The following is a 13,078-nucleotide window of genomic DNA, read 5'->3' on the forward strand; positions in this document are numbered from 1 at the left end:
GCGAACACCATGCGACACGAGAAATTCGACGATTTTTCTGAAATCAGAACGGCTCTGCGCAAAGGTATCGTGCCGCTTGGGGCGCCGTTTCCACCGGTCGTGCTGTTTTTCTCCGTTTCCGACGGGGAAGCACGTGCGCGCGTCGTCAACGCTGCAGGCGACACTCTGGAAGCTGCGTGGCAAAACGGGTTGTCGCAGTTGCGGCAGGTCATGCGGGAGAACAGGCTGGAAGGGCGCTGGCTGCGGGTGGACTGGGTTGATCGGGCCGAAGTCAGCACATGGAAGAACCTCAGGGAAAGCCTGGCCCGGACCAAGCGGAATTATTTTCGGTGCGGCGTGGCGCTTGATGCCAGCTTTGACAGGGCCTTTCTCGAGCAGGAGCTGAACGCAAACGCGATGCTCTATGGCGGCAATCGCGTAGCGCATGCCGTCCTCAACGAAAAGAATTTCGCACGGTATGCGGGGTCGAAATACCCCGGGGGGGCCGCCGTGGAATTCAATGAAGAACAGCCAGTTTTCATATTCTCCACGAAAGGCGTGTTCCGCGATGTCGATGGCGGCCTGTATCCACTGAACGAGCTGGGACCGGACACCGGGCGGCGGCATATCGAGGTTCTCGACGGCCCCCTGGTCGAGCATCTGGTGCAGTCTGCCTCCGGATATCTCGCCCGGCAGGTAAAGGATGACGGCGCATTCGCTTACGGATTTCACCCCTGTTTCGACCGTCGAATAGAAGCATACAACACGCTGCGTCATGCAAGCACCACCTACGCCATGCTTGAAGCATGGGAAGTGACGCGTGAAGCGACACTGAAGAACGCCATAGACCGCTCGCTCGCACGTATGAAAGGAGAGTTCATTCGCGAAGCGGAACTTCCGGATGGCCGGCGGGCTGCGTTCCTGGTGGATGTCGGAGACGAAATCAAGCTGGGGGGCAATGCAGTCGCTTTGCTCGCGCTCAGCAAATACACAACCACCACCGGCGACCGGACCCATCTACCATTGATGGAGATGCTCGCGCTCGGCATCCTATACATGCAGGATCAGCGAACCGGATCGTTCATCCATGTGCTGCACTATCCCTCCCTGGAAATGAAGACGGCTTTCCGCACCATCTATTACGAGGGCGAAGCCGCCTTCGGTCTGATGCGTCTCTACGACATCACCAGGGACCCTCGCTGGCTGGACGCGGTGGAGAAGGCATTCGACCACTTCATTGCCGAAAACCACTGGCGCCATCACGACCATTGGCTGAGCTATTGCGTCAACGAACTGACCCGCCATCGACCGGAAGAGCGCTATTTCATCTTTGGACTGCAAAATGTCGCCGGTCATCTGGACTTCGTCCGGCAGCGCATCACCACTTTTCCCACGCTTCTTGAACTGATGATGGCTGCACGCTCTTTGATCAGTCGGATCGGCGACATGCCCCATATGACGCATCTGCTGCGCAGGATCGATCTTGTCGCATTCAGCGAAGCGCTCGAGTTTCGCGCCCGATACCTGTTGAACGGCTTCTTCTGGCCAGAGACCGCCATGTTCTTTCGCATGCCAAAACGGGTGGTGGGAAGCTTCTTCATTCGCCACCACGCGTTCCGGGTGCGCATCGATGATGTGGAGCATTACCTGTCCGGGTTCATCGCCTACCGGAATTATCTCGAGCAGCGCCCCGGTTTCCAGTCACTGGTGGCGCTCCATTCACGCGGTGCCACCGACCACAAGCCTGCCATGCGCACACCGACCGCCGCCATCTGGAACGCCTCCAGCGTTGCCGAGGCAACGGGTGGCCACTGGATGGTTCCGCCGGCGCCTGACTGGACAGCCACGGGACTGTGCATCCACGCGCCCACGCGCAAACCAGGGCAGATGGTCACCATGCGTGTTGGCAAGACAGGCAGAGGAATTCCGCCAAAGGTGATTGCCGGGATGAAGCCTCCACCGGCCGCGATCATTAGCGACGATCCACAGGCACCATTCCCCGACAATATTCCCGTTCTTGCGGTGAGCGATACCGGTGCAGCCATTCTCGCCCTGGGGCGCCATGCGCGCCAGTGCATAAGCGGCAAGCTCCTCGCCATCACGGGCAGCGCCGGAAAAACGACATCTGTCGCAATGCTTGCCCACGCACTAACTCCATATGGAAGCGTCGCCCAGACCGCGCACAATGCCAATCTTCCACACGGTGTCGCCTGGAACCTTGCCTCGATATCTGCCGATACGGATCACGTGGTGCTCGAGCTGGCGGTCGGCCGCATGGGTCAGAGCGCGCGCATGGCGAAACCTGATGTCGCCATTTTCACCAACATTGCGCCAGCGCACCTTTCCGAGACCACCACGCCGCGCGACATCGCCGTGACGAAAAGCGCGATCTTTCAGGGCATGAGCTCCGGTGGCGTGGCGATCCTCAACCGCGACATGCAGGAGTGGGATGTGGTCCACGCCGCCGCCCAGGCCCGCAACCTGAAAATCCTCCATTATGGCACCGGGGAGGAGTGCGAATATCGGCTCCTCGATTACGATGCGCCAAACGGGATTGTCGCTGCCTGCATCAAAGGGCAGGCGGTGCGCTATGCGCTCGGTGCCGCCGGCGAGCACATGGCGCTCAATAGCCTCGCCGTCATCGCTGCAGTAGCGGCCCTCGGGCACCCCCTTGATGCGGCGCTAAACCAACTGCCCAGTTTTTTGCCTCTTCCTGGACGCGGCGCAGAACATAGGCTCACCGTCAACGGACGATCCATCGATCTGATAGACGACGCTTATAACGCCAACCCGGCCTCCATGAGAGCCGCCTTCGCGAATCTCGGCAAGCGGACCGGCGATGGTCGGCGGATCGCCCTTTTGGGAGAGATGGCAGAGCTGGGTACGGACGCCCGACGCTTTCACACTGATCTTGCCCCCCTGATCGAGGCAAACGGCATCGACCGCGTTCACGTTCTCGGCTCTCTCTACGAGGATTTCTGGGCCGCACTACCCGATGCTCGCAAAGGGTGTCGTGCGGCAACACTCGAAGAGATGCACAAGGCGTTCCTTGCCGACATCCGTGACGGTGACATGGTGCTGATCAAGGGATCCAACAGCACAAAGCTCCATACGCTTGCAGCCGCCATGGCGAACGGTCCCAGGACGACACCAGCGGCTGCCAACTGACAACTCCAGCTCATATGCGGTTTTGCATCTTGGGCATCATAGCGAGAATGCTTGCCGCGATCTCTTTCCCCTACGGGAGCCGGAGCCGAAAATCCGCCCCTCCGGGAGCATCAGCAGAACAATTCCCGGTCCCGAGGGCAAATAAGCGTGACATTTGCGGCATCCATTAAGCCAGCCTGCTACTGGAATCTGTTCAAATATGATAACTGTGAGCAAATAAGACCGATTCAGCGGGGCCATAGGTGGCAGAAGAGCATAAAAATGAAACAAAAGAACCCCTTTATGTGGTTCCCCCGGTAACCCGAGCAATTGCGCTGCTTCGCTATATCGCGGCAGGCAACCGGTGCCGCAACATCAGCAGTGCGGCAAAGGCGCTCAACATCAACCGAACGACGCTCATTCGGCTCCTTGCAACACTCGAGGCCGAAAGCATCATCGAACCTATTGCTGATGATGGCGGGTACCGTCTCGGGACCGGCCTGATCGCCCTCGCCTCGGAAGCGTTGAACGAGCGCAGCATCCTGCATGTGGCGCGGCCTTTCCTGAAGCAACTCGTCGATTCACTTAACCTGTCGGCCCACCTTGGCGTTCTTGAGGGGCGCGAGATCGTCTACCTGGCGCGTGAAACACCAAATTCCCACCTCGCCAGTACGGTGCGCGAGGGAACGCGGTTGCCTGCGCATGCAACGACGATCGGCCGTATACTGCTGGCGGAACTGCCGACTGCTTCACTCCGGTCCTTATATGCCGGTCAGACGATGGAATCCTTCACAACCAAGACACGCACGACGCTCGCCGATCTGGAACAGCAACTACAGGCGGACCGGGCCCGTGGAATTGCGTGGAGCGTTGCAAACTTTGAACGCGAGATCGGGTCCGCCGCCGTCGCGATCCACGACCATCAGGCACGCGCCGTCGGCGCCATCAATGTGACCGGTCACGCCAGTATCTTTGATGAGAACGGCCCCCACGCAGGAAAAATCGAGCAGGAACTCAAGACCGTTGCCCGTTCCATGTCAGAAGCTTTGGGCTATCGCGGCTGGTCAGCCGATCAATTGTAGGTGTATCCATACGAAAGCGGAAAGGCGCTGCTTTGCAGCGGCCTTTCGCCGAGGAGTGCATGCCGCAGCCACAAGCGGCCGTGTACCTGGGTATCAGCAAAGTCGGTGTCCTCGGGCAGTTGCGCTGCCTCGCACCACAAGCCACCCAGCCATTCGGCTCCCTGAAAATTCGCCTGTTTGCGCATCCATACGCCTTGTAGCGAGAAGTTTCCGTAGCACGCAACGCTGCGAAAATTCGCCCCCGCCACAAAATCACCGCAGTCGAACCGGGCGATGCCGCGGAACTCGGCGCCTTCGAATGACGTCTTCCCGGAAAAGACTGCCTGATCGAACCGCGCATCATTGGTGAATACCGACTCCACGAAGCTGGCCGCCCTGCCGAACTGGCTGTGGCTGAACCAGCTGACGCCAAGAAAGCGCGCGCCTGTCGCATCGAACCCGTCCGGAAAGAAGGCACCCGTGAAATTCACGCCAGTGACGTCGCAGCCGGCAAGATCAAGCGGGCCCTCACAGATGACGCCCGTGAGATCGACGCAATCCCCATGACGCCATGGTGTGCAGACCAGCGCCCGAATTTCGGCGGCCTTCATCACACGGTCTCGCCGATTTTTTCCTCAGCCAGCGCCACGATTTGCGCTGCCCAGGGAAACGCCAGATCCTCGGCCATGTCGCTACCGGAGGCATCATGCGTGATGCGCTCGCCAATCTGCACTGCCCCCCTTGCACTCAGAAGTTCGGAGAGCGTCTTGCTGCCGAAGCCGAACGTCTCTTCGTACTCAGTGTCACCGAGACCGAAAATGCCGAAATGAACCCCCGTCAGATCCGGCATGTTTGCCTGCAGGGCGTCGGCAAAGGGCTGGGCCGAGGCCGGCAGTTCGCCGTCGCCATAGGACGAGCAGACGATCAGGTACAGCCGCCTGGCATCGAAGGCATCCGGCGCAAAGTCCGATAGATTGCTGCACTCGACATCATGCTCGCCTTCAAGCTCGGCCATGACGTCCTCGGCCAGCATTTCGGCATTGCCGGTCTCGGTGCCGTAAAGAACCGTGATGTTCATTGTTGAGGCTCCTCTTGATGAGTGGCGAGCGCCAGCATGGCGTCGCGCGAGGCAATCTTGGCGCGGCAACGGTTTTCCGGGGCCGCAGCGAGTTCAGCCGCGTCAATACGTTTCCAGCCCTGATAGTCAACCGCATCCGCCCAGTCCGGAAAGGCGCTCCGACCGGGTTTTGCAGGCGATCCATCTCCCGCCTGTAAATCCGCAAGGATGCGCTCTGCCAGACGCTGCGCATCAGCACGGTTGTCCGGGATCGTTCCGCGCGGGCCGCGGCGGAACCAGCCCGTCGCGTAAAGCCCCGTATCGAGAACCCCGAGTGCACCATCCTTCGCCGCGCCAATCAACGCATCGCGTGGCAAGCCTTCCTGGGCGCTGAAACCAATGGCGGTGATAAAGGCGCTGCATTGCAGGGACACCCTGTTACCCTGCCCGTCCTCGAACTGCGCTTCCTTCAGATCACCATCGATGCCCGAAAGCTCGACTGGCGTGAGACCAAATCGGAACGTGATACGACGCGGGCCGGAACCATGACCGTCAATCGCTTCTAGGGCTGCGAGCTTCTTTGCCGCCTCCGGATCGTCGCCCTCGCCCGCATCGATAACGCGAATGCGCACACCCTCAAGCTTAGCCAGTTCCTTGATCATGACGGGATCGAACTTTGCCGCTGCTGCCGGCGAACGACCGACAATCTCAATCTCCTCGATTGCAGAACCGGCAAGCCAGGCGGTCGGTCGGGCACCAAGATCGGAGCCCGCCAGTTCTTCCGGGGTCTTGGCAAGGAGGCGCAGAATATCGATGGCAACATTGCCATTGCCCATGATGACCACGCGCGACCCCAGTTCGGGGAGAGGCTCGGCATCGGGATGTTCATAAAGCGCGCGTGTCAGGCGACCGGCACGATGGACCCCCTTGAGCGTTTCGCCGGGAATACCAAGCGCGCGATCGGCAGACAGGCCGGCAGCGAGTACCACGGCATCGTAGGCCGTGCGCAGCTCATCGAGGCTGACATCTTCGCCGATAGTGACATTTCCGATGAACCCTGCCCCCTGTCGCTCGAACAGGCGTTCAAACTGCCGGATCACCCCCTTGGTGCCCTGATGATCGGCCGCCACGCCATAGCGCACGAGGCCGTAGGGCACGGGTAGACGGTCGATCAGATCGACGCTGAGATCCGGCTCCGCCTTCAGGAGCGCCTGCGCCAGATAGCAGCCGGACGGACCTGACCCGACAATGGCGACCGCCCGGCTCATTGTTCTTTCACCATGGCTGCCGCCCAGGGATGCGGCGCGCCTGAAAGGTCAGTGTAGAAGGACTTTTGGGCCATATAGGCGCGAATGCCGTCGCGACCCTTCTCGCGCCCCATGCCGCTTTCCTTCTCACCACCGAAGGGCGTGGAGATTGAAAACTGCTTGTAAGTGTTGATCCAGACCGTGCCCGCTCCGATGGCATTGCCGACACGCCAGCTTTTCGGGAAATCGCGCGTCCACAGGCCGCACGCCAGACCATATTCATTATCGTTGGCCTGCGCTATGACGTCTTCCTCGCTGTCAAACGGCAGGACTACGAGAACCGGCCCGAATACCTCTTCACGGCAGATGCGCGCCGTGTTGTCGACGCCGGCAAGAATGGTGGGCAGATAATATGCACCCTTGTCGAAAACCTCGCCTTCGGGCGCTTTGCCGCCCGTCAGGAGTTCGGCTCCCTCCTCGACCGCCCTTCTGACATGCTCCGCGACGCTGTCGCGATGATCGAAATGGACCATCGGCGCAACCTGTGTCTCAGCCTCGAAGGGATGTCCCACCTTCAGACGCCCTGTCGCCGCGACAAGGCGCTCGACGAACTGATCATAAATCGGCCGCTCGACGAAGAGGCGCGCGCCGGCAATGCAACTCTGGCCCGTTGACGAAAAGATGCCGAACAGAACGCCGGCGAGCGCCTGCTCTATATCGGCATCGGCGAAGACAATGGTCGGAGACTTTCCGCCAAGCTCCAGCGACACCGGCATCAGTTTCTGTGCTGCCTTCACGGCAAGCGCACGTCCCGTCGCCGTGCCACCAGTGAAGCTGATCTTGGCAATGTCGGGGTGTTCTACCAGAAGATTTCCGATCTCTCGTCCCGAGCCCGGCAGCACCGAGAACAGCCCCTTCGGCAAGCCCGACGCCTCGACGATCCGCGCCAGTTCCAGCGAGACGAGCGGCGACCAGGAGGCCGGCTTCAAGAGCACCGCGTTTCCGGCAGCCAGCGCCGGAGCGACCTTTTGCGCATCAGAGGCAATCGGCGAGTTCCATGGCGTGATCGCGCCCACAAGACCGAGCGGTTCATGAACCGACATGGTCAGCGCGTCGCCGCGCTGGACCGTCAGTGCTTCATCAGAACTCTCCAGCACCGCGCCGAAATAGCGGAATGTACCGGCGGCGGAAGCCGCCAGCGCCCCCGTCTCCCGCAGGGTCTTGCCCGTATCACGGCTCTGGATATGGGAGATACGCTCTGCATTCGCCTCGATCCCGTCGGCTATGGCGTAGAGAAAGCGCGCCCGCTCATGCGGTTTGAGATTGCGCCAGGCAGGATCTGCCTGCGCCTTCTTCGCGCGTTCGATGGCACGCTCTCCGTCGGCGATGCTTGCACCGCGAAGCACGCGGTTGACGCTCCCGTCGGCCGGGAAGATCGAGGTGATTTCGACACCGCTTCCCTCTTCCCATTCTCCACCGACGAAGAGCCTGTTCTGCGGCAGTTCGATCATCTTTGTTTCCCTCTCAGATCGCCACCGGACCGATCCGGTTCCGGATCTCGCGCAAAACGCTGTAGACCGTTGAAACGGATGTCTTGGCATTGCCGGCCGATGGCAGGTTCTCGATCCGCATCGAGTATTTCGCCAGCGGTGAAACGACCGAATATTCGTGCACATTGCCCGGTGCGGAGGGATCGGCGACCAGCTCCACATGCGTCGCCTCGAACCCGGCTCCCGCCAGTGCCAGCGTCGCGGCGACATTCGCATTCTTAGGAAAATCGCGTGCGGCTTCACGGGCATTGCCCGTGAAGAATGTGGTTGCTTTGGTCAGGTTCGCCAGATCGACGGTGTTTTCGGCGGGTGTCCCGCTCCAGGCGTGCGGCGGTTTGGAGCCGCGATAGCGCACCTCAAGCCCGCCTGCCGCTCCCAGAGCAGAGAGCAGATCGATACCGCCAACCGCACCGGCCGGCAGAATGAGACGTGCGCCGCCGGCGCTGGCTGCCGCCCGAAGATCGGCCTCGAGCGCCGCATCGGATAGCGCGCCGATGGACACGATGATCACATCCGTGCCAGCGCGCAAAACCGGCGGCACATGTGCCACCACGGCCGCATGACCGGCACACTCCACAACCAGATGCGGCTTTTTGGCGAGCAGCGCTTCGGCATCACCGGCAACGGAAATGTCCTTTGCCAGGGAACCAAAATCCGCCCGCAGACGCACCTCCGTTTCAGCGGCAAACTCCGGTCGCGTTACCACGCACAGATGAGCGAGCGGGGTATCGAGCGTTTTCGCCAGCAAATCAAACAGCGTCCCGGCAATGTTGCCAAAGCCGATCAGTCCGAGCCTCATTCCCTACGCCTCCTTGCCTGCAGCACCCGCCGGCGGGCCGGCAAAGGCTTCGTTGAAGGGGCCAATGGCGCACATATCGATCTCGATGAGCTGCGGCCCTTCAGCGGCGACAGCTTCATCAAAGGCGGCAGGGAAGTCTGCGACATCGCTAATCACCCGGTGGGGCATGCCGATCGACTTGCAGAACCCGGCAAAGTCCGGCGTCGCCAGTGCCGAATAATGGCGGCGGCTGTCATACTGTGCGTCCTGGATGTTCTGGATCACGCCATAGGCCTTGTCGTTCATCAGGAGATAGACGAGCGGCGCATTCTCTTCGACCGCGGTGATCATCTCGGACAGACCGAGCATGGTTCCGCCGTCGCCCAGAAGCGTGATCGCCTTCGCCCCCCTGGAGGCAACCGCTGCCCCGACGCCCATGGCGACGCCCTGGCCAATGCCGCCACCCAGCGCGTGAACGCCGAGATTGGGTGCGGCAATGCGCACATAGCGGTTGCCGAAGGTGGAGTTGGAGATGGTGACGTCCCGTACCCAGGCATGGCCATTGGTGAACACCCGGTCAGCCAGCGTGTCGGCCACAACCCGGTAGGGTCCAAGCACATCGCGCATCCGGCCTTCGGCCTGTGCCCGTGTGCGGGCGATATCGAAGGATAGGTTGGTGTCGGTGTCGAGCGTGTCCGGCAGGCGCTCAAGCAGGCGCGCCAGCGTATCTGCGGCGTCGCCATGGGCAAACACTTCGACCGGATAGTTGCGCCCGCCCTGGGACGCGTCAGCGTCGATCTGCACCAGTGGCCGGGGCAGCGGCATCTTGTTGTTGCGCGTTTCATTGCCGCGAAGGCGCGAGCCCACCACGATCATCAGATCACAGCTTTGATATAGCTCGACGGCCTCCGGCGTCATGTTGAAGGCGCCCAGGCTCGCTGGTTCCGCTTCCGAAACGATGGCGCGGCCATTGGTCGAGGTAACGATGCCAAAACCGCGACGCATCAGCTCGGTTGCCTCCCTGCCGGCTTCGCTGGCACCACCGCCAAGCCACAGAAGCGGGCGCTTTGCCGCCTTCACCAGCTCGGCAATCTCGTCAATCACGCTGTCGGGCGCCACCGGTCGGATCGGCTGCGGTTTGTGGATGCGTGCTGTTGAGCAGGCTACCGATCTTTGAACGTCGACCGGTATTTCCAGACTGACCGGCCCGCTCGGAGCCGAAAGTGCTGCCGAAACCGCGGCGGTCAACGCGCCTACTGCGCCGTTGGCGTCCCACATGCGGAACACCGCCTTGGAAACGCCACGCAGCATTTCCGGCTGGCGCGGGACATCGTGGATGGCAGCACGGTCACGGTCGGCGAATTCCAGATCGACCTGCGTCGTGATATGCAGAACACGCGAACCGGCGGTCAGGGCTTCGGCCTGTGCGCCCGCCGCATTGCCGGCAGCGGTGCCGGTGGAGGTCAGGCAGACACCCAGCTCTCCCGAAACACGCGCATAGGCATCGGCCATGTTCATGGCGCCCGCCTCGCCGCGCGCCGGCACGAACCGGATGCGCTGCTGCCGCGCGATGGCGTCAAGGATCGGCATGTTGTGAATGGAGATGACCCCGAACACCGTGGTAACGCCGATCTCTGCGAGATAGCGGGCAATGAGATCCCCGACCGTCTCGGTGGCTGTGATTGTCTCGAGTTTCATCCCGTATCCTTCAAATGTAGCGAGACAGGCCGCCCGAAACTTCGAGCTGGGCGCCTGTGATGTAGCTCGCCGCAGGCGAACCGAGAAAAGCGATGGCGGCGGCCGCTTCCGCCGGATTGCCGAGACGGCCGAGCGGAATGCCCTTCTTGGCCGCCAGCGCGCCGTACCATTCGGCGCGGCTCTGGCTCTGGTCCTCGCGTTCTGCAAAGCGGCGCGACCACTGGCCGGAACCTACGAGCCCAAGCAGGATCGAGTTGACCCGAACATCGGGAGCCAGTTCAACGCTCAGCGATTTGACGAGGTTCTGCACCCCGGCACGCGCCGAAGAGGTGCAGACCATGTGCGGCTCGGGCTGGTAGGCCAGAAGCGAGTTGACCGCGACGATGGCACCCTTTGCGCGGCGCAGCATCGGCAGGAAGGCGCGGGTTGGATGGATCTGGCTGAAGAGCTTGAGTTCGTATTCGGCGCGCCAGTCATCGTCCGATGTGTCTTCAAAGGTGGAAATGCGTCCCTGCCCGGCGTTGTTGACCAGAAGGTCACAGCCACCAAAGCGGTCTTCCACCACCCTGGCGAAATCCTTTACCGCCTCCGGTTCGAGAACCGAAAAGGCCTGCGCCATCACGCGTTCTTCGCCGTGATCGCGAATGAGAACCGCGGCCACGTCGTTCAAGCGGCTTTCGGTACGGGCGCAGAATGCCACGCTCGCGCCCGACTGAAGCAGTGTTTCCACCGTTGCCAGACCGATCCCGGACGAACCGCCGGTGACAACCGCGACTTTGCCGTCATATCCGTAGTGCATCAGACATCACCCCCGGCTGGTGCGAGTTCGGGGAAGCCGGGATCGGGCCTGCCCTGCATAACTGCGCGTTGGGCAGGTGTCGGGGGGCCCGCCGTCATCCAGCGGTCCATCGCTTCCGGCTTGTCGCGTGGCCAGACCTGCGCTTCGTGCGTTTCCTCATCGATCTGCTGCAGCTCGGAGGTGAACTCGATGACAAAGCCCGAGGGCGAGACAAAATAGGCGAAGGGGTTGTTGCCCGGCCCATGCCGCCCCGGCCCCCAGGTCGGCACATGGCCCTTCTGTTTCATGCGGCCGATGCCGCGCATGAACTCGTCGATCGAGGGCATTTCAAACGCGACGTGATTGACGCTTGCATAATTGCCGCGCACCAGCGCGATGGAATGGTGATCCGAATTACACCGCAGGAAGACCATCTGGTCGGCAGAGTAATCAGACACGCGGAAACCCAGAACATGGGTATAGAATTCCTGAACGCCTTCCATGTCCGGAGTGTTCAGCACCACATGGCTCACCTTGCGCGGCTTGGCCCATTCGGGTTCCTCGTCAAGGCTCAGCGCATCGGTGCGGAACCGAAGGCGCCTGTTGTCCGGATCGAGCATCTCGAAACCATAGCCACCGGCATAATCGTCGAATGGTCCCGGCTCACCAAGCACCACACCACCGCGCTCGATGACCTGGGCGTGGAGCGCGTCCATCGATGCCCGATCGGGCATCGCGAAATGCACATATTCGATGCCGTAGACCGGCCCATCCTTCAGTCCATAAAGGAATGGCTCGCTGCCGGTGCCACGCAGAAGCGCCACGCCGTCTTCCCTGTGGGCGAGGCTTAGCCCCCACATATCCTCATAAAACGGCAGCGTGCCGGTGATGCCAGGCCCGCGCATCATGATGCCCCGAAGGCTGCCGACGCGAACTGTATCTGCCATGCTCGTTCCTCCTGCCGGCTTCAGCCGGCTGTTTCCGCAAACGCGTCCAGCGCCGCTGCAAAGGCGGCGGGCGACTGTTGGTAAAGGGCGTGCCCGGCACCCGGCACCAGCGTGAGCGCACCACGCCATGGCTGGCGCAACGCCGCATGGGCACGGCGGGCAGAATCGGGCGGCGTCACGACATCCTCCGCACCGACGATGACGTCTGTCGGCACCTGCAGGCGCTCCGCATCATCCAGAAGACGGCCGGACGCCAGCATGCGCGCTGCCTGCGGGTAGCCCGGCACGCTCACCTGCGCCATGCCATGGCGCACACGGTCCACGATGTCGGTGTTGGCTTCAGGCTCGAAGACCAGCCGCGGCGCACGCAGCGCGGCGAATTTCTCCGCGCCCAGTGCCTCAAGGTCGTCAATGCGCGCCTGAGCGGCAGCACTCAGCGTGGCACCCCGCGGGACGCCATGGCCGAGCGCGGGCGAACTCAAAAGAAGATGGGCAACGCGGTCGCGGTGCGTGCTCGCGAAGGACGCCGCCATCAGGCAGCCGAGCGAGTGGCCGGCAAGAATGACCCGCTCCAGCTCCAGCCGGTCGAGAAACACCTTCAGCGCTTCGGCATAATCGCTCGCCAGCGGCCATTCGGCATCGAGCGGTGACGATCCGCAATAGCCGGGCGCGTTCCAGGCGACGATGCGCCAGTCGCGCGACAGATGCGGCAGGAGCGGCACGAAAGAGGCCGCATTGGAGCCGACCCCGTGCAGCATCACCAGCGTCGGACCGCCCGCACCGGGGCGCTCGAGATAGGCGATATTGCCGGATATGTGCTCTTTGAACGTCATGAC

The 13,078-nt window shown here is 61.9% G+C and carries 11 protein-coding genes; 2 read left to right on the forward strand and 9 right to left on the reverse strand.

Annotated features, from left to right (window positions below; genetic code table 11):
* The first annotated feature begins 9 nt into the window (after window positions 1–9).
* Both P2W41_RS14405 and P2W41_RS14410 read left to right on the forward strand, forming a co-directional pair.
* Window positions 10–3,147, forward strand: a complete 3,138-nt coding sequence (locus P2W41_RS14405) for a Mur ligase family protein (protein ID WP_404933521.1) — start codon at window positions 10–12, stop codon at window positions 3,145–3,147.
* Window positions 3,148–3,389: 242 nt separating this feature from the next.
* Window positions 3,390–4,208 carry an IclR family transcriptional regulator gene (locus P2W41_RS14410; protein ID WP_404933522.1) on the forward strand — a complete coding sequence of 273 codons (819 nt, stop codon included), beginning with the start codon at window positions 3,390–3,392 and terminating at the stop codon, window positions 4,206–4,208.
* Here the strand turns inward: P2W41_RS14410 and P2W41_RS14415 are convergent.
* From P2W41_RS14415 to P2W41_RS14455, 9 genes are read right to left on the reverse strand one after another with little or no spacing between them, the layout of a single operon-like run.
* Window positions 4,199–4,798, reverse strand: a complete 600-nt coding sequence (locus P2W41_RS14415; protein WP_404933523.1) for a pentapeptide repeat-containing protein — start codon at window positions 4,796–4,798, stop codon at window positions 4,199–4,201. The two genes, P2W41_RS14410 and P2W41_RS14415, sit on opposite strands and share 10 nt — an antisense overlap.
* Complete coding sequence (locus P2W41_RS14420; RefSeq protein ID WP_292899532.1) at window positions 4,798–5,265, reverse strand: flavodoxin domain-containing protein; 468 nt, start codon at window positions 5,263–5,265, stop codon at window positions 4,798–4,800. The genes P2W41_RS14415 and P2W41_RS14420 overlap by 1 nt, the downstream gene beginning before the upstream one ends.
* The gene (locus tag P2W41_RS14425) at window positions 5,262–6,512 is read right to left on the reverse strand and encodes an FAD-dependent oxidoreductase (RefSeq protein WP_404933524.1); all 1,251 of its coding nucleotides are present in this window, start codon (window positions 6,510–6,512) and stop codon (window positions 5,262–5,264) included. Before P2W41_RS14425 ends, P2W41_RS14420 begins: the two co-directional genes overlap by 4 nt.
* On the reverse strand, window positions 6,509–8,002 hold the full coding sequence (locus P2W41_RS14430; RefSeq protein ID WP_404933525.1) for an aldehyde dehydrogenase: 1,494 nt from the start codon (window positions 8,000–8,002) through the stop codon (window positions 6,509–6,511). Before P2W41_RS14430 ends, P2W41_RS14425 begins: the two co-directional genes overlap by 4 nt.
* A 13-nt stretch (window positions 8,003–8,015) precedes the next feature.
* The gene (locus P2W41_RS14435; protein ID WP_404933526.1) at window positions 8,016–8,840 is read right to left on the reverse strand and encodes an aspartate dehydrogenase; all 825 of its coding nucleotides are present in this window, start codon (window positions 8,838–8,840) and stop codon (window positions 8,016–8,018) included.
* Between the two features lie 3 nt (window positions 8,841–8,843).
* Window positions 8,844–10,517, reverse strand: coding sequence for a thiamine pyrophosphate-binding protein (locus tag P2W41_RS14440; protein WP_292899527.1), 1,674 nt, complete (start codon window positions 10,515–10,517; stop codon window positions 8,844–8,846).
* A gap of 10 nt (window positions 10,518–10,527) precedes the next feature.
* Window positions 10,528–11,316: an SDR family oxidoreductase gene (locus tag P2W41_RS14445; RefSeq protein WP_292899525.1), complete on the reverse strand. Its 789-nt coding sequence runs from the start codon at window positions 11,314–11,316 to the stop codon at window positions 10,528–10,530.
* Window positions 11,316–12,242 (reverse strand): VOC family protein, encoded by a 927-nt coding sequence (locus P2W41_RS14450; RefSeq protein ID WP_404933527.1) that lies wholly within the window; start codon window positions 12,240–12,242, stop codon window positions 11,316–11,318. Before P2W41_RS14450 ends, P2W41_RS14445 begins: the two co-directional genes overlap by 1 nt.
* Window positions 12,243–12,262: 20 nt before the next feature.
* Window positions 12,263–13,075 carry an alpha/beta fold hydrolase gene (locus P2W41_RS14455; protein WP_404933528.1) on the reverse strand — a complete coding sequence of 271 codons (813 nt, stop codon included), beginning with the start codon at window positions 13,073–13,075 and terminating at the stop codon, window positions 12,263–12,265.
* Window positions 13,076–13,078: the final 3 nt, after the last annotated feature.

Source organism: Nitratireductor sp. L15S-10 (assembly GCF_045011005.1).
Taxonomy (GTDB): domain Bacteria; phylum Pseudomonadota; class Alphaproteobacteria; order Rhizobiales; family Rhizobiaceae; genus Nitratireductor.